The sequence below is a fragment of the Brachybacterium zhongshanense genome (assembly GCF_055385755.1).
In genome coordinates this window covers 2,486,440-2,509,660 of sequence record NZ_AP043790.1, presented here as the reverse complement: position 1 = coordinate 2,509,660, position 23,221 = coordinate 2,486,440, and the positions used below count along the sequence as shown (strand labels likewise).

17 protein-coding genes are annotated in these 23,221 nt (G+C 71.6%); 10 read left to right on the top strand and 7 right to left on the bottom strand.

The window, feature by feature from the left end; translation table 11 throughout:
* Window positions 1–21 precede the first annotated feature (21 nt).
* Window positions 22–948 carry a formylglycine-generating enzyme family protein gene (locus tag ACZ5AJ_RS11260; protein ID WP_464138762.1) on the bottom strand — a complete coding sequence of 309 codons (927 nt, stop codon included), beginning with the start codon at window positions 946–948 and terminating at the stop codon, window positions 22–24.
* A 396-nt stretch (window positions 949–1,344) separates the two neighbouring features.
* Between ACZ5AJ_RS11260 and ACZ5AJ_RS11255 the strand changes: the two genes are divergently transcribed.
* From ACZ5AJ_RS11255 to ACZ5AJ_RS11215, 9 genes are all read left to right on the top strand, one after another.
* Window positions 1,345–3,066, top strand: coding sequence for a purine-cytosine permease family protein (locus ACZ5AJ_RS11255; protein WP_464134462.1), 1,722 nt, complete (start codon window positions 1,345–1,347; stop codon window positions 3,064–3,066).
* A gap of 2 nt (window positions 3,067–3,068) precedes the next feature.
* The gene (locus ACZ5AJ_RS11250; RefSeq protein WP_464134458.1) at window positions 3,069–3,371 is read left to right on the top strand and encodes an urease subunit gamma; all 303 of its coding nucleotides are present in this window, start codon (window positions 3,069–3,071) and stop codon (window positions 3,369–3,371) included.
* Window positions 3,372–3,472: 101 nt separating this feature from the next.
* Window positions 3,473–3,904 (top strand): urease subunit beta, encoded by a 432-nt coding sequence (locus ACZ5AJ_RS11245; protein ID WP_464134454.1) that lies wholly within the window; start codon window positions 3,473–3,475, stop codon window positions 3,902–3,904.
* Window positions 3,905–5,608: an urease subunit alpha gene (locus ACZ5AJ_RS11240; protein ID WP_464134451.1), complete on the top strand. Its 1,704-nt coding sequence runs from the start codon at window positions 3,905–3,907 to the stop codon at window positions 5,606–5,608. It begins immediately after the preceding gene.
* Between the two features lie 110 nt (window positions 5,609–5,718).
* A complete protein-coding gene (locus ACZ5AJ_RS11235; protein WP_464134448.1) occupies window positions 5,719–6,522 on the top strand; it encodes an urease accessory UreF family protein in 804 nt (267 codons plus the stop codon).
* A complete protein-coding gene (ureG, locus tag ACZ5AJ_RS11230) occupies window positions 6,515–7,327 on the top strand; it encodes an urease accessory protein UreG (protein WP_464134446.1) in 813 nt (270 codons plus the stop codon). The genes ACZ5AJ_RS11235 and ureG overlap by 8 nt, the downstream gene beginning before the upstream one ends.
* On the top strand, window positions 7,324–8,148 hold the full coding sequence (locus tag ACZ5AJ_RS11225; RefSeq protein ID WP_464134443.1) for an urease accessory protein UreD: 825 nt from the start codon (window positions 7,324–7,326) through the stop codon (window positions 8,146–8,148). Before ureG ends, ACZ5AJ_RS11225 begins: the two co-directional genes overlap by 4 nt.
* A gap of 462 nt (window positions 8,149–8,610) precedes the next feature.
* Window positions 8,611–9,498 (top strand): aldo/keto reductase, encoded by an 888-nt coding sequence (locus ACZ5AJ_RS11220; protein WP_464134439.1) that lies wholly within the window; start codon window positions 8,611–8,613, stop codon window positions 9,496–9,498.
* Window positions 9,499–10,417: 919 nt separating this feature from the next.
* On the top strand, window positions 10,418–10,909 hold the full coding sequence (locus ACZ5AJ_RS11215) for an FBP domain-containing protein (protein ID WP_464134435.1): 492 nt from the start codon (window positions 10,418–10,420) through the stop codon (window positions 10,907–10,909).
* A 362-nt stretch (window positions 10,910–11,271) separates the two neighbouring features.
* Here the strand turns inward: ACZ5AJ_RS11215 and ACZ5AJ_RS11210 are convergent, their stop codons facing one another.
* The 3 genes from ACZ5AJ_RS11210 to ACZ5AJ_RS11200 are packed head-to-tail and all read right to left on the bottom strand — an operon-like array spanning window position 11,272 to window position 18,369.
* Window positions 11,272–11,952, bottom strand: a complete 681-nt coding sequence (locus tag ACZ5AJ_RS11210; protein WP_464134431.1) for a nucleoside/nucleotide kinase family protein — start codon at window positions 11,950–11,952, stop codon at window positions 11,272–11,274.
* Entirely contained in the window at window positions 11,945–15,493 is a 3,549-nt protein-coding gene (locus ACZ5AJ_RS11205; protein WP_464134427.1) for a UvrD-helicase domain-containing protein, read from the bottom strand. The genes ACZ5AJ_RS11210 and ACZ5AJ_RS11205 overlap by 8 nt, the downstream gene beginning before the upstream one ends.
* Window positions 15,490–18,369 carry a PD-(D/E)XK nuclease family protein gene (locus ACZ5AJ_RS11200; protein ID WP_464134423.1) on the bottom strand — a complete coding sequence of 960 codons (2,880 nt, stop codon included), beginning with the start codon at window positions 18,367–18,369 and terminating at the stop codon, window positions 15,490–15,492. Before ACZ5AJ_RS11200 ends, ACZ5AJ_RS11205 begins: the two co-directional genes overlap by 4 nt.
* A gap of 61 nt (window positions 18,370–18,430) precedes the next feature.
* On the opposite strand from ACZ5AJ_RS11200, the gene ACZ5AJ_RS11195 reads away from it, so the two are divergent.
* Window positions 18,431–18,562 (top strand): hypothetical protein, encoded by a 132-nt coding sequence (locus tag ACZ5AJ_RS11195; protein ID WP_464134421.1) that lies wholly within the window; start codon window positions 18,431–18,433, stop codon window positions 18,560–18,562.
* Window positions 18,563–19,139: 577 nt separating this feature from the next.
* On the opposite strand, the gene ACZ5AJ_RS11190 is transcribed toward ACZ5AJ_RS11195, so the two are convergent.
* The 3 genes from ACZ5AJ_RS11190 to ACZ5AJ_RS11180 form a co-directional block, all read right to left on the bottom strand.
* Window positions 19,140–20,780: a CotH kinase family protein gene (locus ACZ5AJ_RS11190; protein WP_464134416.1), complete on the bottom strand. Its 1,641-nt coding sequence runs from the start codon at window positions 20,778–20,780 to the stop codon at window positions 19,140–19,142.
* Between the two features lie 148 nt (window positions 20,781–20,928).
* On the bottom strand, window positions 20,929–22,440 hold the full coding sequence (locus ACZ5AJ_RS11185; protein WP_464134412.1) for an arylsulfatase: 1,512 nt from the start codon (window positions 22,438–22,440) through the stop codon (window positions 20,929–20,931).
* A gap of 46 nt (window positions 22,441–22,486) precedes the next feature.
* Window positions 22,487–23,074, bottom strand: a complete 588-nt coding sequence (locus tag ACZ5AJ_RS11180; protein WP_464134409.1) for a nitroreductase family protein — start codon at window positions 23,072–23,074, stop codon at window positions 22,487–22,489.
* Window positions 23,075–23,221 lie beyond the last annotated feature (147 nt).

Genomic DNA, 23,221 nt, shown 5'->3' with positions numbered 1-23,221 from the left:
CCCGTCCGGGGGACCTGCCCCTCAGGCGTCGACGGCGAGGCGGAATCCCTTGTTGCCGCTGGAGTCCTCGGCGGCGGTCGCGCTGCGGGCGGCGACCCGATAGCGGTTGCAGTAGGAGTCGTGGCACAGGTACGAGCCGCCTCGCATCACGCGGACGTCGCCGGTGAGCGACGGGGCCTCGCCCGTCCGCCATGCGTCGGCGCACCATTCCCAGACGTTCCCCGCCATGTCGAACAGTCCGAAGCCGTTGGCGGGGAAGGAGCCGACGGGCGCCGTGCCGAGGAAGCCGTCCTCGAGGTCGTTGCGCACGGGGAACACCCCCTGCCAGATGTTGCACATGTACTGCCCGTCCGGGGTGAGGTCATCGCCCCAGGCATAGCGGGCCTGGTCGAGGCCCCCGCGGGCGGCCTTCTCCCATTCGGCCTCCCGAGGCAGCCGCATCCCGCACCACGCGGCGAAGGCCTCGGCGTCGCGCAGCGAGATGTGGACGACGGGATGATCGGGCACCTCCGCCGCGTCGGACCCCGGTCCCTGCGGATGCTCCCAGTCGGCGCCCTGGACAGCTCGCCACCAGGGGGTGCCCGGGGGCTTGGGGGAGGAGCGTCGGACCTCTGGGTCGAGCAGGCCGCCGAAGACGTAGGACCAGCCGAACTCCTCGGCCTCGGTGACGTACCCGGTCGCGTCGACGAAGGCGACGAACTCGGCATTGGTCACGGTGCACGGGTCGATGCGGAAGGCGTCGACGTGGACCTCGCGGATCGGGGACTCGCCGTCCTGAGGATTGCGGTCGGCGTCGTCGGTGCCCATCCGGAAGGTGCCGGCCCCGACGAGCACCGTGCGCTCGGCGCGGGTGCGGACCTGCTGGGCGGGCGCCGCCCAGGAGCGGGGCGACGAGGCGATGGACGGGGCGCCGGACGGGGCGGGCTCCGACGCCGGAGGCGCACCGATACCGGTCCGCACGTCGGCGCGCGAGCCGCCCGCGCAGGTGCAGGCACCGGGCGCGCAGCCGGTTCCGACGGTCTCCGCCGACGATGGTCCCGATGCGCCCTGGGAGGACGGCGCCGAGGCGGTCTGGGAGGCGGGCTCCGAGGCGCCCTGGGAGGCGAGACCCTGCACGTCGGAGGAGGTGAGAGGAGTGTTGCGCAGAGCGTCGGGGGCGTCGTCGGGCATGGGGCCCATCGTAGGTTCGCATGCCCCATAGCAGGTGGAACGATCGTTGCAGCGGAACCTGAGATGCGAGGTAACGGGCGGGTCACGGCGTTCGGCGGGCGATGTCGGCGGAGCGCCCCGGGTCCTAGCGTTCGAGCGCCCCATCCCCCCTTCTCATCCCCACGGAGGATCGTCATGGCCCTGGACACCACGCCGACCCCGGCCGGCCCGCCGCCCGACGGCTCCACCGCGACCGTCGCCCCCTCGACCCCGCCCGTCGGCTCCGCCGGCGCGGCCGATGCGCGCGCCGCCGCGGCCGAGAGCCTCGAGGACTACACGCTGCGCTTCGCACCCCGCTCCTACCGGAAGTGGGGACCGGGCGTCGTCGCCACCAGCGCGCTCGGCGGCATCGCCTATCTCGCCGACTTCTCGATCGGTGCGAACATCGGTCTCACCCATGGCACCATCAACGGCCTGATCGGCATCGGCGTCGCCGCGACGATCATCTTCCTCACCGGCTTCCCGCTGGCGTACTACGCGGCCAGGTACAACCTCGACCTGGATCTGATCACGCGCGGCTCCGGCTTCGGCTACTACGGCTCCGTGATCACCAACGTCATCTTCGCGACGTTCACCTTCATCTTCTTCGCCCTCGAGGGATCGATCATGGCGCAGGGCCTGTACCTGGGCCTCGGGATCCCCAGACCGGTGGGCTACCTGCTCTCCACGGTCCTGATCTTCCCGCTGGTCATCTACGGCATGAAGGTGCTGGCGAAGCTGCAGGTCGCCACCACTCCCGTGTGGCTGATCCTGATGGTGATCCCGGTGGCGTACCTGATCGTGTCGCATCCGGACTCGGTCTCCACGTTCATCGCCTATGCGGGCGACGCCGACGAGGGCGTCAGCTTCGCCGCGGCGATGCTCGCCGCAGGCGTGTGCCTGTCGCTGATCGCCCAGATCGCCGAGCAGATCGACTACCTGCGGTTCATGCCGCCCCGCACCCCGGAGAACTCCCGGCGCTGGTGGGCGGCCACGATCCTCGGCGGTCCCGGCTGGGTCCTGTTCGGTGCGACCAAGCAGATCCTCGGCATGTTCCTGGCGATCTACCTGGTCTCCAACGTCCCCGGCGCCCGTGAGGTCGCCAACGAGCCGGTGCAGCAGTTCCTGGTCACCTACCAGCAGCTGATGCCGGGCTGGCTGGCGCTGCTGCTGGCAGTGGTCCTGGTGGTGATCTCGCAGGTCAAGATCAACGTCACCAACGCCTACTCCGGCTCCCTCGCCTGGACCAACGCGTTCACCCGCGTCACCGGCCGCTACCCGGGCCGCCTGGTGTTCCTGGGCGTGAACCTCGCGATCGCGCTGGTGCTGATGGAGGCGAACATGTTCGACTTCCTCAACACGATCCTCGGGTTCTACGCGAACCTGGCGATGTCGTGGATCTGCGTGGTCGCCGCCGACATCGTCCTGAACAAGCACATCCTCAAGCTGTCCCCGAAGAAGCCGGAGTTCCGTCGCGGCATGCTCTACGGCATCAACCCCGTGGGCGTGGTGTCCCTGGTTCTTTCCGGCGGCATCTCCATCGCGATCTTCTTCGGCGCCTTCGGCTCCGCGGTCCAGCCGTACTCGCCCCTGTTCGCCGTGGGCATCGCCGTGGTCGCGACCCCGCTGATGGCGATCATCACCCAGGGCCGCTACTACCTGCGGCGCACCGACGACGGCATCGACCTGCCGATGTACGACGAGCACGGCAACCCCTCCGGTGACACCCTGACCTGCCATGTCACGGGTCTCGACTTCGAGCGGCCGGATATGATCGCCTCGGCGAAGAAGGGACCGGAGGGGGAGACCCTCTACCTCAGCTCCCTGGCCCTGGCGACGGACCGCAGCGGCGAGCACGTGCTGCCCAAGGAGGACTGAGAGTGCGCTTCACCCCCGGCGACACCGAGAAGCTGATGCTGGCCGTCGCCGGGATGGTCGCCCGCGACCGTCTCGAGCGCGGAGTCCTGCTGAACCACCCCGAAGCGGTCGCGCTGCTGTCCACGTGGGTGATCGAGCGGGCCCGGGCGGGTGCGAGCGTCGAGGAGCTCATGGTCGCCGGCCGCGAGGTCCTCACCCGCGAGCAGGTGATGGACGCCGTCCCCGACCTGCTGACGGACGTGCAGGTCGAGGCCACTTTCCCGGACGGGCGGAAGCTCGTCACCATCCACCGTCCCATCGACTGACCCGGTCGGCGGCGCGACCGTCGGTCGACCGGTCGTCAGCAGGCGCGGACGATAGGGCGCTAGGTGCCGACGAGCGGGCGCAGACGCAGGAGAGGAGCGCGATGAGCGCACAGGAGCAGTCCCCGTCGTCGGCCCCGGCGCCCGGATCCGGGCCTGGGCCCGGACCTGAACCCGGGCCCGGGGCGATCCGGGTGCGGCCGGGCCAGCGGGTGCTCAACGTTCGCGAGGATCCGGCCGACCGCCTCGTGCTGGTCTTCGAGAACACCGGCGATCGGCCCATCCAGATCGGCTCCCACCTGCATCTCCCGGATGCGAACACGGCCCTCGCCTTCGATCGGGAGGCGGCCGACGGGTTCCGCCTGGACATCCCGGCGGGCACCTCGCTGCGCTTCGAGCCGGGCGCGTCAAGGGAGCTGCCGCTCGTGCGCCTCGGCGGCGCTCGCCGCGTCCCCGGCATCCAGATCAAGGGTGCCCCGGGCCTCGCGCCGGCTCGCGCGGCCGGTCCTTTAGACGTCCCCACCGAGGAGGCCTGAATGGCTGTCATCAGCTCCGCCCGCTACGCCGCGCTGTACGGGCCGACGGTCGGCGACCAGGTGCGTCTCGGCGACACCGACCTGTGGATCGAGGTCGAGGAGGATCGCACCTTCGGCGGTGAGGAGGCCGTCTTCGGCGGCGGCAAGTCGATCCGCGAGTCGATGGGTCAGGGCTCGACCACCCGAGCTGAGGGCGCCCCGGACACGATCATCACCAACGCGATCGTCCTGGACTGGTGGGGAGTGGTCCGCGCCGACGTCGGCATCCGGGACGGCCGCATCGTCGCCCTCGGCAAGGCCGGGAACCCCGACGTCTCCGACGGCATCCATCCCGATCTGCGTATCGGCCCCTCCACCGATGTCATCTCCGGCGAGGGCAGGATCCTCACCGCCGGCGCCTTCGACACCCACGTGCACATGCTCTCGCCCTCGCAGATCCACGAGGCGCTCGCCACCGGCATCACCACCGTCGGCGGGGGAGGCACCGGACCCTCTGAGGGGAGCCGCGCGACCACCGTCACCCCCGGTGCCTGGCACCTCGGGCGCATGCATCAGGCCCTCGACGACCTGCCCGTGAACGTGCTGCTGCTGGGCAAGGGCAACACGGTCAGCGCCGAGGGCCTCGCGGAGCAGGCGCTCGCCGGCGCCGCCGGCTACAAGGTCCACGAGGACTGGGGCGCCACGCCCGCCGCGATCGACGCCTCCCTGCGGGCGGCCGACGAGCACGGGCTCCAGGTCGCCCTGCACTCCGACTCGCTCAACGAGTCCGGCTTCGTCGAGTCCACGATCGCAGCGATCGGCGGGCGCACCATCCACGCCTTCCACATCGAGGGCGCCGGCGGCGGCCACGCCCCGGACATCCTCGAGATCGCCTCGCTCCCGAACGTCCTGCCGGGCTCGACGAACCCGACCCTCCCGCACACCGTCAACACGGTCGCCGAGCACCTCGACATGCTCATGGTGTGCCACCATCTCAAGGCCTCCGTCCCGGAGGACCTGGCGTTCGCCGAGTCGCGGATCCGGGCGACGACGATCGCCGCCGAGGACCTCCTGCACGACATGGGCGCGCTGTCCATCACCTCGTCGGACGCCCAGGCGATGGGTCGCATCGGAGAGGTCATCACCCGCACCTGGCAGGTCGCGCACGTGATGAAGCAGCGCCTCGGCCCGCTCGGCGGGGCACTGCCGGCCGACAACGAGCGGGCCCGACGCTACGTCGCGAAGTACACGATCAACCCCGCGATCGCGCACGGCGTCGACGCGCACATCGGCTCCGTCGAGCCCGGGAAGATGGCCGATCTGGTGCTGTGGGATCCGCGGTTCTTCGGTGTCCGCCCGCATCTGGTCCTCAAGGGCGGCATGATCGCCTGGGCCGCGCTCGGGGACCCCAACGCCTCGATCCCCACCCCGCAGCCGGTGCTCATGCGTCCCGCCTTCGGCGATGCGATCGGCGCCAGGACCTCGGTGTCCTTCGTCGCGCCCTCCGCGGTCGACGACGGCCTGCGCGAGCGACTCGGACTGACCCGGGAGCTGCTGCCCGTGGCCCCCACCCGAGAGGTCACCAAGGCGGACCTGCGCAACAACGATGCCCTGCCCGTCATCGACATCCGTCCCGACACTTTCGAGATCAGCATCGACGGCGAGCCCGTTGTCCCCGCGCCGGCGCAGACCCTGCCTCTGGCCCAGCTCTACCAGATGTTCTGATGCTGACCAGCCGCCGCGCTCCCGCTCCTCGGGACGCACCGTCTTCCGGAGCCGTCTCGTCGACCGGAGCTGCACCGTCGGCCGGAGCCGCAGCGTCCGCGACGATCGCGATGCTGCTGGCAGACTCGCGCCTGCCCGCCGGAGCCCATGTCTCCTCCAACGGACTCGAGGCCGCGCTGCGGCGCGGCCTCGCACCGGAGAAGGTCGGCGACTACCTTCGATCTCGCCTCGGCACCGTGGTCCCGGTCGAGGCCGGAACCGCCGCCGTCGCCCGCATGATCTCCCTGCACGGACTGCAGGACACGCACGACCTGCACAGCAAGCACGACCCGAACGACCAGCACAGCAAGCACGACCCGCACGACCAGCACGCCGCCGAGTCGGTCACCGCCTCGGGCGCGTCCGCCCTGCCCACCGGCTCGAGCGCCCGCGTCGAGGAGCTGCGCCGGGAATGGGCGGCCCGCACGCCCAGCCGCGCACAGCGGGAGATCGCCTGCGCGCTCGGCGACGGACTGCGCCGCCTCGCCGCGGAGGTGTGGCCCGATGCTCTCGCCGTGCTCGGTCCGACCGTCGTCGGACGCCGGCCCGTCGGAGGTCACCCGACCGTCGGCCTGCCGCGTCCCATCGTGCTGGGTGCGATCGCCGCGGCCGCCGGGCTCGGTGCCGCCGACCTCGTGCGCCTGGTCGCCTACGACGACGCCCAGACCGTCGCCTCCGCCTGGCTCAAGCTCGAGCCGTCGGACCCCCGCCGTGCCGCGCACCTCGTCCTCGAGGCATGCGCGACCTTCGAGCTCCAGGTCCCGCACCTGGCCGCGCTCGAGAGCCCCGAGCACATCCCGTGCACCGGGGCACCCCTGACCGAGGAATGGGCCGAGGCCCAGTCCCAGCTCCCGAGGAGGCTGTTCCGTGCCTGAGACCACCGCCCACCGCTCCCTCCGCCTCGGCATCGCCGGCCCCGTGGGGACGGGAAAGAGCTCCCTGATCGCCACCATCTGCCGCGCCATGGCCCAGGAGATCCGCATCGGCGTGATCACCAACGACATCTACACCGATGAGGACGCCCGCTTCCTGCGCTCCGCCGGCGTCCTCGACCCGGAGCGGATCCGTGCCGTCGAGACCGGCGCCTGCCCGCACACCGCCATCCGCGACGACGTCACCGCGAACCTCGCCGCCGTCGAGGAGCTCGAGCAGGACTTCGACCCGCTGGACCTGGTGCTCGTCGAGTCCGGCGGCGACAACCTCACCGCCACGTTCTCCCCGGCGCTCGTCGATGCGCAGATCTTCGTGCTCGACGTCGCCGGCGGCGGCGACGTCGCCCGCAAGGGCGGCCCCGGCATCGGCCGCGCCGACCTGCTGGTCGTCAACAAGATCGACCTCGCCCCGTTCGTCGACGTCGACGTCGAGCAGATGGTCGCCGACGCCACCGAGGCCCGTGAGGGCGCCCCCGTGCTGGCCCTGTCACGGCACAGCGAACCCACCGTCGCCGCGCTGCGCGAGTGGGTGCTGGGCCTCCTGGCTGCGCACACGGCCGGCACCCACGAGCCGCAGGACCCCGGACCCATGGCCCCGCACTTCCACGCCGAGGACGAGGACCACGGGCACGACCACCCGCATCCTCATGACCACACGCACGAGCACTCGCATGAGCACTCGCATGGCCACTCGCACGAGCACGGCGGCGAGCACGAGCACGACCACGCGCCGGCGGGTGCGCAGTGACCCGCATCAGCATCGCCCGGCACGACGAGGGCCTCGTGCGCGTGGGCCTGACACCGGGGCTCCTGCAGCCTCGGCTGATCAATCGGGACGCCGACGGCGCGCATGTCGCGCTCGTCGCCGGAGGCGCCATGCTGCTCGGCGGCGACCGGGTCGCGGTCGACGTGCACGTCGGGGAGGGATGCACGCTCGAGCTCGAGGACATCGGCGGCACCGTCGCCTACGAGTGCCAGGACGAGCCCAGCCGTCTGGACATCCGCATCCGCCTCGACGCAGGCGCGCGACTCGTGTGGCGAGCGCACCCCTTCGTGGTGACCGACGGCGCCGATGTCGACCGCACCACCGACGTCGTCATGGCCGAGGGGTCCGTCCTGCTGCTGCGCGAGACCCTCGTGCTCGGTCGCTCCGGGGAGCGCGGCGGAATGCTCCGCGCCTCCACCCGCGCCCGCACCGCCGACGGCGACGCGATCCTGCTCGAGGACCTCGCGCTCGACGGCGCCGTCCCGCTCGCCGGCGTCCTCGGCGGGCATCGCGTGCTCGACACCGTCATCCAGCTGGGCCGACGGGCGGGCGATTCCGGGTCCGATCCCGGGGCCGACGTCGTCCCACCGCACGCGTCGACTCCGGGCCTCACTGCGCTGCCGGTGCACCTGCAGCTCGATGCCCCCGGCACCCTCGCCCGCACCGTCGGCGACGCCGCCCACGCCACAGGGATCGATGCCCTCGCCGACGTCTGGGCCCGTGAGCTCCTCGCCGGAGACGGCCTGCGCGAGGACACGACTCGGCCCGAGGACACGGCCCTGCGCCAGGACGTCGGCGTCTGATCCAGGACGTCGGGCCCGGGGCCCCGTGACCTGGGCTCGGGTCCCCGCGCCCCGGGCCCGGTTCCCCGTGGCCCGGGCTCAGCACTCCGGGCCCCGCACTCCGGGTCGGGAGCGGGGATTTCCGGCGGCGGATGAGACGCCGGGTCACGGGAAGGTCACGGCGCCTGGCTGTCTCGGCGGCCGCGCCCCTGCGGTCGTACGGTTCCAGAGCCCGGGAGGGAATGTGCCGGTGCCCTGTGAATGCTGGTCCCGGACTGGCAGCCGGCGACGTCGCGCATTCCCCGGGCGTCGGCACCGCATCCGTGCGGAGCCGATGCTCGCCGATCGCGCCGTCCACATCCGGCAGATCGGATCAGCCGACGCGCCCCTCCGGGGTGACACGAACCGGGGTCGGCGGGCGGGACGATCCAGGGCGTCCCGCCCGTCGGCTCCCGTGCAGCATCGAGGACGTAGGGTCGGACCATGAGCGCATCCACCCGACGCATCGGCTCCTTCACCGTCTCCGCGATCGGCCTCGGCGCGATGCCGCTGTCCGCCGGCCGCGAGCCCGCGGTCCCCCACGACCAGGGCATCGCCACCATCCACGCCGCCCTCGACGCCGGCGTCACCCTCATCGACACCGCCGACATCTACGCCCCCACCTGGGACGCCATGGGCCACAACGAGAGGCTCGTCGCCGAGGCGCTGCGCACCTACAGCGGCGACACCGCCGACGTCGTCGTCGCCACCAAGGGCGGCATCACCCGCTCCGAGGGTGAGACCTGGGGCCGCTCCGCCGACCCCGCCTACCTCCGCTCCGCGCTCGAGGCATCGCTCGAGAACCTCGGTGTCGACCAGATCGACCTCTACTACTGGCACCGGCCCGACCGCTCCCGCCGCTACGCCGACGGCGCCGAGTTCCTCGCCACCGCCCGCGCCGAAGGACTCGTGCGCGAAGTCGCGATCTCCAACGCCACCATCGACGAGATCGACGTCGCCCGCGATGTGCTCGGCGACGGCGTCCTCGCCGCGGTCCAGAACCAGTTCTCGCCCACCTATTTCCACGCCAGCCTCGGCGAGCTGCGCCATTGCGCCGCACACGACATCGCCTTCGTGCCCTGGTCTCCGCTCGGCGGCATCGGCTCCGGCGACCGCCTGCAGCAGCGCTTCCCGCAGATCGCCGCCGTCGCCGAGGCCCATGGCGTCAGCGCCCAGCAGGTCATCCTCGCCTGGGAGCTCGCCCTGGACGAGCACGTCATCCCGATTCCCGGTGCCGGCCGCCCTGCATCGATCGTCGATTCCGCGGCCGCCGCCTCCCTCGAGCTCACGGTCGAGGAGATCGCCGGTCTCAGCACCACGATCCTCGGCTGATCGGGCTGATCGGGCTGATCGGGCTGATCGGGCTGATCGGGCTGATCGGGCTGATCGGGCTGGTCTCGGGCTGGTTTCGCGCTGATCTGGCTGTGCTCAAGGCTGGTCGGGCTGGCCCTGTCCATGATCGGGAGATGAGCGGCATCTGCCCTGCATATGTCGGGGCAAGTGCCGCTCACCTGCCTTCTGTGGACAGCTGCATATAGCAGCTGCCAGGATCAGCAGCCAAGATCAGCAGCGCGGGCAGCATCTGCAGTGCGGGCAGCACCGGGGGCGAAGGCAGCGGCGGAGGAGAGGGCAGGAGCCGAGGCACCGATCAGCGAAGCCATTGCTCTGGGCGCGTGTGTTCCGCGGCCCACGCCCGGGGATTATGGCCTTGCCCGTCGGGATGCGCGGGCGTAGTGTTGCGGCCGTCGTCACCTGGATCGGAGCTCGGAGCTCGGAGAGCGAACCGCACCCCGGATCGGACTCTGCACCGGACCCCGCAACAGATCCTGTACCGGGAAGCTCGTGTCATCCCGGGGCTGAGAATGCGAGGCTGAAGCCAGGGCAGGCGACATCCACGACGTTCGAGGAGATGAGCATGCGCGGTCAGCGTGCAGGAAGCGAGGCGGCCCACTGGGCCTCCTTGGTGTGACCACGGCGTGCCCAGGGCACGCCGCCTCCGCCGTATCCAGATCTCCGCATGCCCCTGCCCGGACCAGGACGGAACGACGTGCGCTCCGCACCCGTGAGAACCGTCAGCCCGATGCGATCCGTGAGCCAGCGCCAGCAGTCAGCGTCAGAGCCCGAGTCGGCGCCGGCTTGAACAGCCCAGCTGTCCCGGTCGCCGGACTCTGCCGGACGCCTTCTCTGCGCTGCCGCCGGACCGCTGCCTCGGCACCGCGCATGTCGGCATGCCCTGTCGTGAGGACACCCCATGAACACCCTGACCGAATCCCAGATCCGCAGTTCCTTCATCAACGCCAGCAAGGGCGAGGCGAAGCGCGCCTTCCTGCCTGACCTCGACCAGATCGACTTCGAGAACCTCGACTATCTCGGCTGGCAGGATGCCAAGCGGCCCCGCCAGCACTACGTCGCTCTCGAGCTCGACGGCGAGCTGGCCGTGATGCTGCTGCGCGGCACCGAGACCGGGCCCGTCCGCAAGATCATGTGCTCCTGGTGCGAGGGCGGTGTCGAGGCCGCCTCGTTCGTCGCTCCGCTCGCCGGCGAGGCAGGACGGCGCGGCAACACCATCGGGACCCTGGTGTGCGCGAACTTCGCCTGCTCCTCGAACGTGCGTCAGCCCCCGCCGCCCCACGAGCTGCGCACCGAGGACCCCGCCCTGCTCGAGTACCACCAGCAGATGAAGATCGAGGGTCTGCGCGAACGATCAGCGGCTTTCGTCCGCACGGTCATCTCCCGCGGCTGAGCTCGGCATCATCGCGGAGTCCCCGTTGGCCGGGTGCCCTCGGCCCAACGCCTCCATGCCCTCCTGGTCGTTCCCGTCCGTGATCGGCAGCTCTGCCCAGGTTCAGCAGTCCTGTCCATGATCGGCAGATGAGCGGCACGAGCCTCGGTATATGCGAGGCAGATGCTTCTCATCTGCCGATGGTGGACAGAGGCCCGAGCGGATGGTGGACAGAGGCCCGGGCGGATGGTGGGCTGCGGTGATTGAGGGCAGAAGGTCAGGGGCTGAGGGTAGGCGGACGGTGGTCTAGGACAGGCAGCAGTGGCTCAGGTGGGTAGGGATGCGGGTCGGGGGTGGCAGCTGCAGCGCTCGGTGCTGGCCTGTCAGTCGAGATGGACGATGGCGTCGGCGCGGCCCCGGGTGGCGGTGACGATGCGGGCGTTGGCCTCGTCGGGACCGAGCGACCAGGCACGTGCGGCGTCGGGAGCCTTTCCGAATCTCTCATGGCGGGCGATGAGGCGCTCATGTCTCAGGGCCTCGGGCGCCTCGACGAACCAGCAGACATCCAGCAGAGCTCTGACCTGGGCGAACCCGTCGTCGTCGGAGAGGAGGTAGTTCCCTTCGGTGATGATGAGGGGAATGTCCGAGGGGACCTCGATGGCGCCCGCGAGCGGCTGCTCGAGGTCACGTTCGAACATCGGTGCCCACACCGGCGGATCCTGGGGGAGTGCGCTGCGGATGCGCTGCAGCAGGGAGACGTACCCGGCGGCGTCGAAGGTGTCGGGCGCGCCCTTGCGATCGCGGCGGCCGAGCCGGTCCAGAGCGACGTCGGCCAGGTGATAGCCGTCCATCGGCACGACGACGCTCGAGCCCTGCGGCAGGTGCTCGGCCAGCAGCGCGGTGAGCGTCGACTTGCCTGCGCCGGGGGCACCGGCTATCCCCAGAAGCCGTCTGCTCCCATGGCGGAGCGCTTCATCCAGGACCGTGCGCGCGGCGGCGAGGACCTCGTCGGCGCTCTCGAGGACGGTCGGGAGCGGGGCGGTCGATGTCGGCGTCTCAGGCATCTGCAGGCTCCGCATCTGCGAACTGGGGGTCCGTGCTCCCAGGATCCGCGGCTCCGGGGTCCGTGCTCCCAGGATCCGCGGCTCCGGGGTCCGTGCCCCCTGCTCCTCGCGCCAGGCGGACCTCGAGGACCTCGCTGCGCAGCGGCAGATGCATGAGGATCTGGTCCGGGGCCATGCCTGCAGCGGTCAGCGCCTGCGCATAGGTGTCCATCTGGCCGAGGTAGTGCTCACGCACATGCGCGACAGGATCCTGGCCGGGGTAGGACTTGTGGTCGATCAGGACGATGCGGCCGTCGGCCAGACGCAGCAGAGCATCGATCCACCCTTCCATGACCTGCGCGTCCTCGTTCCACCAGGTGATGGGCTGCTCGGTGAGCTGCTCGGCGCCCGGGAAGCGGGCGTCGAGGTGGTCCAGCCAGGCGCGTCCGGCCGCCATGAGGCGCTCGGCCCCGAGTGCGCGCTCCACGCTCCAGCGTCGCACGAGGCGCTCGGCGGCGAGCTCCCGCTGGGCGTCATCGAGGTCGCGCAGCGGCAGGGCGAGGTACCCGTGCACGGCCTCTCCGACGCGCTCCCAGCCCGTCCCTCCGCCCTCGACGAGCGGCGGCCCGATCCGCACCGGATCCAGCACGGTGCCCAGGGCCTCGTCGGAGCTGACGCCGGAGGCCTGGAAGCGGGCGCTGACCTCCCTCCTCGCCTCGTCGGCCGCACCGGCCGCACTGGCTCCGTCTGCCGCGCCAGTCCCGCCTGCCGTGCCAGTCCCGCCTGCCGCACCGGTCCCGCCTGCCGCACCGGCCCCGCCGCGCCGGGCCGGGAGATCGGTGGCGGCGAGAGGGCTGCGACGGGGGCGGTGGACGGGGGAGTTCTCGTCGACGTCGGAGGAGACGGCGCGGATCGTCGCGGTGAGGGCGGCGTCGCGGATGCCGCCGTCCTCGCAGAGCTCCTGGACGTGCAGCACGTCGGCGCCGACGGCCCAGCTCAGCACCGGTGTCGGCAGAGCCTCGCCCTCCTGGGCTTCCAGCAGGGCGTCCAGCACGGGCGCCGAGCCGTAGCCGCTGAGGACGGTGACATCGGCGGCGCGCGTCAGGGCGACGTACTGCAGACGACCGGCCTCCCCGCGCTCCGCGGCACCCCGGCGTCGGGCGTGCTCCGAGGAGGCGAGGACCTCCTGGAGCTTCGGCCAGGCGGGTAGGAGCTTCGGCCAGTAGCGCAGGGAGCGGCCGTCCAGCGGATGCATCACGTCGAGCTCGGCCGCGGGGACGACGAAGGTGCCGCTGGTGACCGCATGGTCCTTCGGGTCCTGCTGCATGACCACCACGTGCGGCCACTCCAGGCCCTTGGCGGCATGGACGGTGCCGACCCACACGGTGTCGGGCGTGCCGGTCAGGTCGGGCCCGCGGTCGGTGTCGTCGAGCACGCCGCGCAGACCGGTCAGGGTGATCGGCGCGGAGGCGGAGCGCGCCTGGTCGGCGTACTCGCCGGCGACCCTGCGCATCGCATCGAGGGTGCGCAGGCGCTGGTCGGGCGCGGACCAGGAGCGGATCCGCTCGGGCAGGTCGAGGGCGTCGGACAGAGCCGTGATCATCTCCACGGGGGTCAGCGAGATGCACTCCTCGCGCAGGGATCGCAGTCCGGACAGCACATCGGCCTGCCACCAGGAGTCGAACACGGCCCGACGCGCCCGACGGTCGGGCGCCGCGCTGAGCCGGGAGAACCAGTCCTCATGCGCGGGATGGTCGGAGAGGAGGTCGACGAGCTCGGTCAGGGCGAGCGTGTCGGAGCCGTCGAGGGTGACGGCGAGGGCGGCGCGCAGGATGCGCCCCTCGCGGGTGGCGAGGATCGAGGCGCCCTCCCCGGACGCCGGGATCCCGCGCGCGGTGAGTGCGTCGACGACCTGCTGGGCCTGGGCGTTCGAGCGGACCAGCACGGCCACGTCCTGCGGGCCGACGCCGTCCTCCTCGAGGAGCGCGAGCACGCCGTCGGCGATCGCGCGGGCGTGCTTGGGCTGGGACCGGCGCCCGTCGTGCTGCGGGACCCAGGCCTCGATCCGCCCGGCCCGATGACCTGCCTCGGCGCGTCTGCGCTCTGCCGCCGGTGCGGCCTCGAGGACGACCCGTTCGCGCGGCAGGTCGGGGAACACGCGCGGGAAGAGCCTGCTCACCAGGTCGAGGACCGGCTTCTGGGATCGCCAGGACTCCGGGAGCACCTCCACCCGTCCTTCGCCGAGCGCCGTGGTGCCGGCCCCGATCCGCTCGAGGATGCCGAGCATCAGCTCGGGGTCGGCGTCGCGGAATCCGTAGATCGCCTGCTTCGGGTCTCCCACCCAGATGAGGTCCTCGACGAGGGTGCCGAGCTCGAGGAACAGCGCCAGCTGGATGGGGGAGGTGTCCTGGAACTCGTCGACGGCGAGGAGGCGGAAGCGGGAGCGCACGGCGTCCCGTGCGCGCTCGCTCTGCTGCAGCACCTGCAGGGCGAGCACCTCCTGGTCGATGAAGTCCATCAGCCCCAGCTCGTCCTTGTAGCGGGCGTAGGCGTCCAGGGACGTCGCGGCAGTGTCCATGACCAGGGCGATGAGGTCGCGGACGTCGGCCTGGAGCTGCGGGTCATCCAGGAGGTGCCGGTCGATGTCGAGGGCGAGACCGGCGAGGGCGGTGTCGGTGTCCTTGCCGAAGACGTATCCGCCGTCGCCGCCGGCGGCCTTCGAGTCGGCGACCGCGGCGAGCCGGGCCCACATCGACCAGGGGGCCCGCTCCGGGCGGGCGAGAGTGCGGCGCATCCGCTCGAGGGTCTCGATGCCTCGGCGCACGGAGCCCAGGGAGCGCTTCGCGATCGGGGGCCTGCCCGCGTCCGGCGACGGATCCTCCGAGGCCTGCAGATCCTCTCGCAGGCCGGCGATCACCCGGTCGAGCCGTGCGAGCCAGTCCGGCCGACGATCGTGCCCGGGCCCGTCGTCGGCCGCTCCCGTCCCGGCGCGGACTGGGTCCATCCCCGCGGCCGCACGGAACTCCTGCCAGGCGGTCTCGGCGTCCGCGCGCAGCTGATCAGCATCGATGCCGTTGGTGCGGGCCTTCTCGGCGAGCTCGCGCACATGCGCCCGCCACGACGGGACGGTGCCGTAGGGCCGGGCCGGATCCTCCTCGCCGTCATGCTCGGTGCGGGCGAGCAGGTCGCTCGCCCGGGCACCCGCGGCGGCGGCGGCCTCGTCGATCGCGGCGGAGAAGGCGGCCTTCTGACGGTCCTCGTCGAGCTCCTGCACGTCGGGGGAGATGCCCACGTCCAGCGCGAACTCCCGCACCAGGCGCCCGGCGACGGAGTTGACGGTCCCGATCAGAGCGCTGGCGATGCCCTGGGCGTCGTCGAAGCGCTGCTCCTCCAGCAGCGTGCGATGCACCCGGTCGACGAGCTCGGAGGCGGCCTTGCGGGTGAACGTCGTCGCGATCAGCTGCGAGGGCCGCAGCCCCTGCTCGATGCGCGCAGCGATCTCGTGGGTGAGGGTGTAGGTCTTCCCCGACCCGGCGGAGGCGTTGATCAGGGTGAAGGTCATCGTCGGTCTCCGATCATCCCGCACAGCTGGGCATAGTCCCCGATGCCGCAGTGGTCCTCGACGAAGACCCTCCCGTCGGCGCGGGCGGTCTCGCGGGCCCGCCTGATGGCGCTGGTCCGCTGGGAGTAGGTCGCGGTCTCGTCCAGGTCCTGCTCCTCCAGCAGCGTCCGGCAGCCCAGCGGCACCTCGCCGCCGGCGATCCGGTCGAGGACCTCCGCGGCGGTCGTGATCATCCGCTGCCAGGCGTCGGCGACGTCCAGCTCCTCGCGCCGGCGCGGGTCCAGGGCCCTGTCGGCGGAGACGAACTCGCCGTCCCGCAGGAGGAAGTAGCCGACCCGCGCCGGGATCGACGAGCTCGCGCCGGGGCCGTCGGCCTGCAGCGCGCCGGGCCCGTCGGCCTCTCGCGCCACCGACCAGGCATAGGAGGCGAGCTGGATCGCATCCCCGCTGTCGTAGAGGTCGGCATAGCGGCGCAGGCTGGAGGTCCACTTGAGGTCGAGGATCAGCGCGGACCCGTCGGACCCACGCGCATCGACGTCCCGGGAGCCGACGAACAGCACCTGGCGCGGTGCGGCCCCGCCGTCGAGCGGGAGCGTCAGCGGCAGCTCGAAGCGGGACTCCGTGCCCGTGATCCGCCAGCCCGCCTCGGCCATGCGGCCGAACAGCTCGGTCAGGGAGCGGATCGTGCGGCCGCGGATCTCCGCGCGCTGCGCGCTGCGGCCCGGGAGATCCAGCTCCGACGCGAGCTGGGGCACGAGCCGGTCGAACTCCTCGCCGATCCGCGCGGCCGACGGCGGAGTCAGGCGGCTCCCGCCCAGCTCCTCGTCCCAGCTCTCCTGGACGAGCGCTTCCACGACCGCATGGACGAGCGTCCCGACCATCCGGGGGCCCGTGGGCAGGCTCGCCACCTCGGCCGGACGCACGTCCAGCGCATACTGCAGCACCCAGCGGTGCGGGCACGAGATGAGGGTGTCGACCTGGCTGTAGGACAGTCGCGAGGGCAGCAGGTGCTGCAGGTCCTGCGGTGCACCGGTCGCCGCGTCGACCGCCTCGCGGACGGTGCCGCTGAAGGGCCCCGGATGCTCCTGGGGCGGGACGACCACCGGCAGAGTACGCCCCGCGAGCTTCCAGGAGCCCTCCGAGATCAGGTCCTCCGGGGACAGACGGTCCTCCTCGCTCTGGCCCGCATCGGTCTCCAGACGTGCGAGCAGGCTGCTGGGACGGCCCGGCTCCTCGAGCCTGCGCCCCGGCAGCACGGCGATCACCCGGCGGGCGCCCCTCAGGCCGACGATCCCCGCTTCGACCTGCAGAGAGGCCAGCTCCTCGGGAGGCAGCAGGCGCGCCCCGCCGTCGACGAGGGCCTCCGCCTCGCCGTCGTCCCAGACCACGGGCGTCGGGATCTCGTCGGCGTCCGGACCCCACCACAGGACCGTGCCGCCGTCGGCCGGGAGCTGCGCGGGCCGGGTCGTCACGGTCCACGGCGCGACCTCGCGCCGCGCGAGAGCCGAGGTGCCCGCGGGCCCGCAGGCGTCGATGATCTGCTGGAGGGTGCGGCGGCTGACGGGGGCCGACGGATCGAGCAAGCCCAGGACCTGCTGCACGGTCCTGACCTGGGTGAGGCTCGCCAGGAGATCGCCGTCGCGGTGCGCGACCGCCCGCAGACGCTCCGCGAGCCAGTCCAGACGGTCGCCGATCGGTCCAGGTCGCAGGTCATCGCCGGGGAGGGGATCCTCGACCAGGCGGTCGATCTCGCGCGCCACCTCGAACGCGCGGCGAGCGGTCTCCTGCCTGTCCGGCTCGACGTCGGCGATGCGCTCCTCGAGACGTGCGAGGGCTTCGCGCCAGGCCGCCCCGCCGACGCCGGGCTCGCGGGCGAGGGCTCGCAGCAGCTCCCTGCGCACCGGCGCGGGCACGATGCCGACGGGGTCGCCCTCGGCCGTCATCGCAGGCAGGACCCTCAGATCCAGGAGCGCCGCGAGCAGGTGGACGTCCACCGGTCCGGTCGCGACGTCGAGGAACAGCCCCAGCACCTGGTGGGAGGCGCGATCCGTGGATCGGTCGACGGCGCCGACGGCAGGCAGCCCTCGTCGATGCAGAGCCCGGTCGAGGACAGCCGTGTCAGTGGTCGCGAGCACGTGCAGGGGAGCCTCGTCCTTCCCCTCGGCCTCAGGGCTGGAGTCCGAGCCGCCCTGGACCTCCGACCTGAGGTACCTGGCTGCGACGTCGGCGGCGGTCCATTCGTCGCGGCACTGGACCACGACGACCTCCGTGCCGGAGAAGGCGTCGGCGCAGGTGGTGAGGTCTGTGCTGGAGGCGAGGTCTGTGCTGCCACCATGAGACGCGGCCGCCTCCGACGCCAGCGACTTCGCCGTGATGGCTCTGCCAGCATGCTCGACAGTCACCCCGGCATCGGCGAGCAGGGTGATGAGGTGCGGCCACATCCCGGGCAGCCGTCGCGGATCCTCGGCCAGGGTGAGGAGGTCGATCCCCAGCGGCCAGCGCAGATGCTGCTCCCGCAGGCGTTCGAGCTCCTCGATCGTCTCGAGGAGATCGTCGGCCGCCCCGGGGGACAGCGTCGCTGAGCGCCCCTCGGCATCCTGCATCCCGGGCATGCCCACGACGACGGCCTCCTCGATCCGCGCGAGAGCCTCGAGCCGCGCGGGCAGCCCTCGCGGCTCGTGCCGGCCAGGCTGGTCGTGCTGGTCGTGCTGGTCGTGCGGGTAGTGCACGTCGTGCGGGTCGAGAAGATGGCCGAAGAGGTCGAGCTGGTCCGTCTCCTCCGGGGTCTCGTCCGTGAGCGTCCCTTCCGCGAGTACCCCGTCCGCGCGTCCCCGGCCTTCTGCGCCTGCCGACTCACCGGAGCGTGTCCTCTTCATCGCCCTCGGTCTCCAGCCCGCTTCGATCGCGGCATCCCGCCATCGCAGCAGCTGCCGAGCGGTGCTCCATGGATCCAGTGCGAATGACCGTGCCGGCCAGAAATCCGAGGAGCCGCTGGTGCTGGTGTCGGTTCCGGTGCTGGTGCTGGTGCTGGTGCTGGCTGCGCATCGCTCCACGATCAGCATGTACTGAGCGATCCTCACCGCCTGATCGACGGCCGGGTGTGTCAGGCCGAGCCGCGTCTGCAGCAGGCCGACGAACCCCCGCGGTCCCATGCGCACCTGCCCGGCGGCACCCGTGCCCCCGGCGCTGCCGGTGCCTCCTGAGGTCCCCGTGCCTCTTGAGGGCCCGGTGTCCCCTGAGGTCCGGCAGCTGTCGGTGCGCTCTGATGGTGCGGAACCGGCATCGGCCCAGGACGCTCCATCGAGGGACCAACCGAGCTCGACTCGCATTCCGGCGGCTCCTTCACGACGTCATCGCGGTCCCCGTGACCGCGCACGTCCACAGTAGGGGAGCCCGCCGACGGTCGAGCGCAGCGGCGGCACCTTGTGGACCTCAGGCCGCGTGGACTGCGAGCCGTGCTCCCGGTGCAGAGAGTAGAGAGTGCGGCCCGAAGTCCCCGAGCAGTGTCCGTCTACCGCCGCTCGGGACGGGCTGAAGCGGCGGTAGACGGACACTGCTCGGGCCGGAGCATCACGGGAGCGCTGGTTGTGCGCCCGGGCCGGAGCATCAGGGGAGCGCTGGTTGTGCGCCCGGGCCGAGCGTCGACTCAGGAGTCCTGGTCAGCGCTGTCGCTCGAGCCGCCGGCGTCGGAGGCGTCGCTCGAATCGCCGCCGGGCATGCCGCCGCCCGCACCGCCGGGCATGCCGCCACCCATGTCGCTGGCGCCGCCCATGTCGCTGGTTCCGGTGGTCGGACCGTTGTCGAGGATGTCGGAGATGGTCTCGGCGTCGGAGGAGATCTCGTCAGAGGTGATCAGGTCGGAGGCCTCGTCGGTGAGGACCTGGACGCGCGCGGCGAGGATCTCGGCGGCACGGCCCGAGGCGACGAGCTCGGTGCGGAGGGTCTCGTAGGCGTCGTCGACCAGAGCGGAGAAGGTGTCGTCGGCGGTGAACCGCTCGGACAGGACGTTCCCGCCCATGCCTCCCATGCCGCCGCCCATGCCTCCCATGCCGCCGCCCATGCCTCCCATGCCGCCGCCCATGCCTCCCATGCCGCCGGCCCCGCCTTCTCCGCCGCCATCGGAGACTGCTGAGGGATCGAAGTCCTCCGGCAGCTCGACGCCGTCCGGCAGCTCGACGCCGTCGGGCAGCTCGAAGCCCTCCGGCATCTCGCCGTCGGAGGGCATGGCGAAGCCGCCCGCGTCGCTGGCACCGCCCGCGTCGCTCGCGCCCCCGGGCGCACCGCCCATGCCGCCCTCGTCCCCCATGCCCCCGCCCTTGGAGCTCATGCCGCCGAAGGCGAGGTTGTGGTCCCAGGCGACGACGGTGATCTCATCGTCGGCGGTGGAATAGTACAGGTAGGAGTTGTTGCCGGGACCGTCGATGTCGTCGAAGTTGTCGATCATGGTCTCGAAGGCGAGGTAGCGGGCGAACAGGTCGACGTCGAGATAGTCGGCCAGCTGCTCGGAGAACTCGTCGTCGGTGGACTCGTCGAGGAACTTCAGCAGGGCGATGAGCGGGGTGAAGTCCTCCTCGCCGCCCTCGACGGAGAAGGCGTCCTCATAGTCGGAGGCGTCGTCCCCGCGATAGCTGTAATCGCCGTCGGCGTCGGCCTTGTAGAGGATGCCGTCGGCGGAGAAGACCGAGGCCATCCAGTCGTCGTCCATGAACTCGAGCGCGAGACGCAGCTGAGGATCCCCGTCGTTGACGGTGAAGGAGACTGCGACGGACAGCTCCGAGGCGAGGCCCGCCTCCGCGAGCAGGTCCAGGGCGACGGCCTCGTTGAGCGACGAGGGCGTGGAGTTGTCGCGGATGACCAGGTCATCCTCCCCGTCGAAGTTCTGGTCGTCGACGAACTTGTCCAGGCGGATGCGCCAGGGCATCGTCGCCGGATCGGTGTCGGTCGAGATGCCCATCAGGGAGGAGTTGCCCTTGAGCTTGAAGCCGACCTCGTCAAAGCTCTCGCCGTCGATCACCAGGGTTCCCGAGATCCACTCCTTGTCCCCGGAGGATGTGTAGGTCTCGATCATCGCCTCGAGGTCGGCCTCGTCGATGGTCGCCTCGATCGTGTGCAGCGTGGTGGCGTCCCAGAAGGAGGACACGTCGGTGCGGGTGATCGCGCCGAGGGAGTCGGCGCTGTCGGCGTCGTCGCCTCCCGAGGCGGTGCAGGCGGCGGTGGTCCCGGCGATCCCTGCCAGCAGGGCGGATGCGAGGACGGTCCGTCGGGTCAGGCGGATGGGGCGCGGCACAGGGACCTCCGGATCGGGGATGGCTGGTCGATCCATCGGACCTGTCGAACCTGTCGATCTCCTATGAATGCGGTGTCGTGGACCTGTCAGCTGGCGGCGATGGCGTCGTGCCGTCAGCCGTCAGCGGTGTCGTGGTCCTGTCGACTCCTCACAGCATGGCGTGCGCTCTGACCCATGAGGCCTCCGACTGCGGCTCGCGGCCGGCGACCAGTCGTCCGTCCTGCACGTATCCCTCCTCCCGGCCGTCGAGGGCGTCGATCAGCAGGGCGCGGTGCCGTGCGAGCTCGTCGGCGATCTCGGCCGCGCGCTCCGCGGGGAGGTCCTGCTGGTGAGCGAGGTCGTGACGCTCCTGGGGGTCGTCCTCGAGGTCGAAGAGCTGCTCGTGGCCGTCGCCCGAGAACCATATGTACTTGTGCCGCTCGCTGCGGATCCACTGCATGGAGTGCCGTCCGAGCGATCCGATGAGGTGCTCTCCGTGCAGGTGGTCGCGCACGGGGGCGCCCGACGTCGTCTGCCGCAGGCTCACGCCGTCGACGGTGTCGGGGATGTCGGCACCGGCGATGTCGAGGAGGGTGGGCATGACGTCCCGCAGCTCGGCGATGCCCTCGACGTCGCCGGGCTCGCCCCAGCCGTCCCGCAGGGCCGGGGGGAGGTGCAGGACGAGCGGGACGCGGGAGGATCCCTCGTAGGCGACGGACTTGCGGTACATGTCGTGGTCGCCCAGCATCTCGCCGTGATCGGAGACGAACGCGACGACGGTGTCCTCTGCGAGGCCCAGATCGGAGAGCTTCTCGCGCAGACGGTTCAGCTGCAGGTCGATGAACTCGATGGAGCCGTAGTAGCCGGCCCGCACCTGATGGTGCGTGGTCTCCTTCTGGGCGCCGAACTCGGACTCGGAGCCGAAGTCCCGACGATGCTCGTCGAACCGCGAGACCCAGTCGCCCATGGGTCGCTGGGCGACGGCCCTCTCGCGGTACTTGTCCCAGAGCCACTGCGGCGGATCGAAGGGCGCATGGGGCCGGTGGAACGACATGTACAGGAAGAACGGGCGCGTGGGGTCGCGCCGTTCGAGGAAGCGGACGGACTCGTCGGCGACCCAGCGGGTGGGGTGCAGGCGCTCCTCGCGCTCCCACGGCCGGGCAGTCATGGCATTGCAGCCGACCCCGGTCTCCTGGTGGTCGGCGCGCGGATCCCCGGTCTCCCGGCGCAGGAAGTCGACGTAGTCGTCGATCGCGCCCGACGGGCCCCCGCTGAGCCTGCGGGAGGTGTGCAGGAAGCCGTCGTGCAGGAGGACCTCGTCGAAGCCGCAGCGGGCACGGTCGGGGAAGACGTGCATCTTCCCGACGGCGAAGCTCTGGTATCCGGCGTCGCGCAGGGTCGACTGCAGAGTGACCGGGTAGGCGTCGGGGAAGCAGATGCCCTCGCGGTACCCGTACCGGCCGTGGCGCTCGGGGGACTGGCCGGTGAACAGGGCGACGCGGGCGGGCACGCAGGTGGGGGTCGCCGAGTAGGCGCGGGTGAAGCGGTACCCGCCCCGGGCCATGTCGTCGAGGTTGGGGGTGTCGATGCGGTCGTTGCCGGCGACGCCCATCGCGTCGGCCCGCATCTGGTCCACGCACACCAGGATGATGTTGGGGCGGCGGGTCCGGTCGGTGCTCATGGCAGCCATGATTCCTCAGGCGGCGAGCTGCCGGACAGCCCCCCGCTCACGCGATGGGGGCCAGCAGGATCTCCTCGACGCCGCGGCGCTCGCGGGGGCGGGCGTCGCGCTCGCGGATCCCCTCGGGCACGTCCTCCTGGGAGGAGTGGCGGCCCACGCCGATGATGGTCTGGGGCGCCTGCGAGGCGTCGAGATCGAACAGGTCCGAGATCGACGGCTTGTCGAAGCCGGCGACCTGGTGCGTCCACAGGCCCAGATGCGCGGCCTGGATGCTGAGGTGCGCGGCGGCCTGGCCCGCGTCGTAGGCGGCGTAGGGGAGCTCCTCGCCCTCGCGCTCAGTCTCGGTGACCAGAACGATCAGGGCGGAGACGCGCGGCATCCAGGACTGGTTGAACCCTGCGAGTGTCGCGACGATCCGGTCGAAGAGCGGGGTGCCGCGACGGGCGACGGCCAGGCGCCAGGGCTGGGAGTTCATCCATGACGGCGACCAGCGTGCCGCCTCGACGAGGCTGCTCAGCTCGTCACCGGTGAGCTCGTGGTCGGCAGCGTAGCCGCGAGGGCTCCAGCGGTCGGCGAGCAGCGGGGCGATAGGGGTGCTCGTGGCGTTGTGCGCGGTGGTCTCGACGGCGGACATCTGGTCTCCTCCGGATGGTGGTGCTGGGTGACGAGCGCCGATGTCGACGGCACGTCGTGCACAGCGCACGTTATCGGAGGGCAAAGGCCTGCTTTCACGGCCTGTGACGCATGGCGTCATCTGCGGTCGAGCGCGGGGCCTGCTGCC

Coding starts and splice junctions, on each gene's coding strand:
- ACZ5AJ_RS11205 (WP_464134427.1), bottom strand. CDS start 15,493: ATGACCTTCACCCTGATCAACGCCTCCGCCGGGTCGGGGAAGACCTAC.
- ACZ5AJ_RS11215 (WP_464134435.1), top strand. CDS start 10,418: ATGAACACCCTGACCGAATCCCAGATCCGCAGTTCCTTCATCAACGCC.
- ACZ5AJ_RS11255 (WP_464134462.1), top strand. CDS start 1,345: ATGGCCCTGGACACCACGCCGACCCCGGCCGGCCCGCCGCCCGACGGC.
- ACZ5AJ_RS11240 (WP_464134451.1), top strand. CDS start 3,905: ATGGCTGTCATCAGCTCCGCCCGCTACGCCGCGCTGTACGGGCCGACG.
- ACZ5AJ_RS11200 (WP_464134423.1), bottom strand. CDS start 18,369: ATGAAGAGGACACGCTCCGGTGAGTCGGCAGGCGCAGAAGGCCGGGGA.
- ACZ5AJ_RS11185 (WP_464134412.1), bottom strand. CDS start 22,440: ATGAGCACCGACCGGACCCGCCGCCCCAACATCATCCTGGTGTGCGTG.
- ACZ5AJ_RS11245 (WP_464134454.1), top strand. CDS start 3,473: ATGAGCGCACAGGAGCAGTCCCCGTCGTCGGCCCCGGCGCCCGGATCC.
- ACZ5AJ_RS11220 (WP_464134439.1), top strand. CDS start 8,611: ATGAGCGCATCCACCCGACGCATCGGCTCCTTCACCGTCTCCGCGATC.
- ACZ5AJ_RS11210 (WP_464134431.1), bottom strand. CDS start 11,952: ATGCCTGAGACGCCGACATCGACCGCCCCGCTCCCGACCGTCCTCGAG.
- ACZ5AJ_RS11235 (WP_464134448.1), top strand. CDS start 5,719: ATGCTGCTGGCAGACTCGCGCCTGCCCGCCGGAGCCCATGTCTCCTCC.
- ACZ5AJ_RS11180 (WP_464134409.1), bottom strand. CDS start 23,074: ATGTCCGCCGTCGAGACCACCGCGCACAACGCCACGAGCACCCCTATC.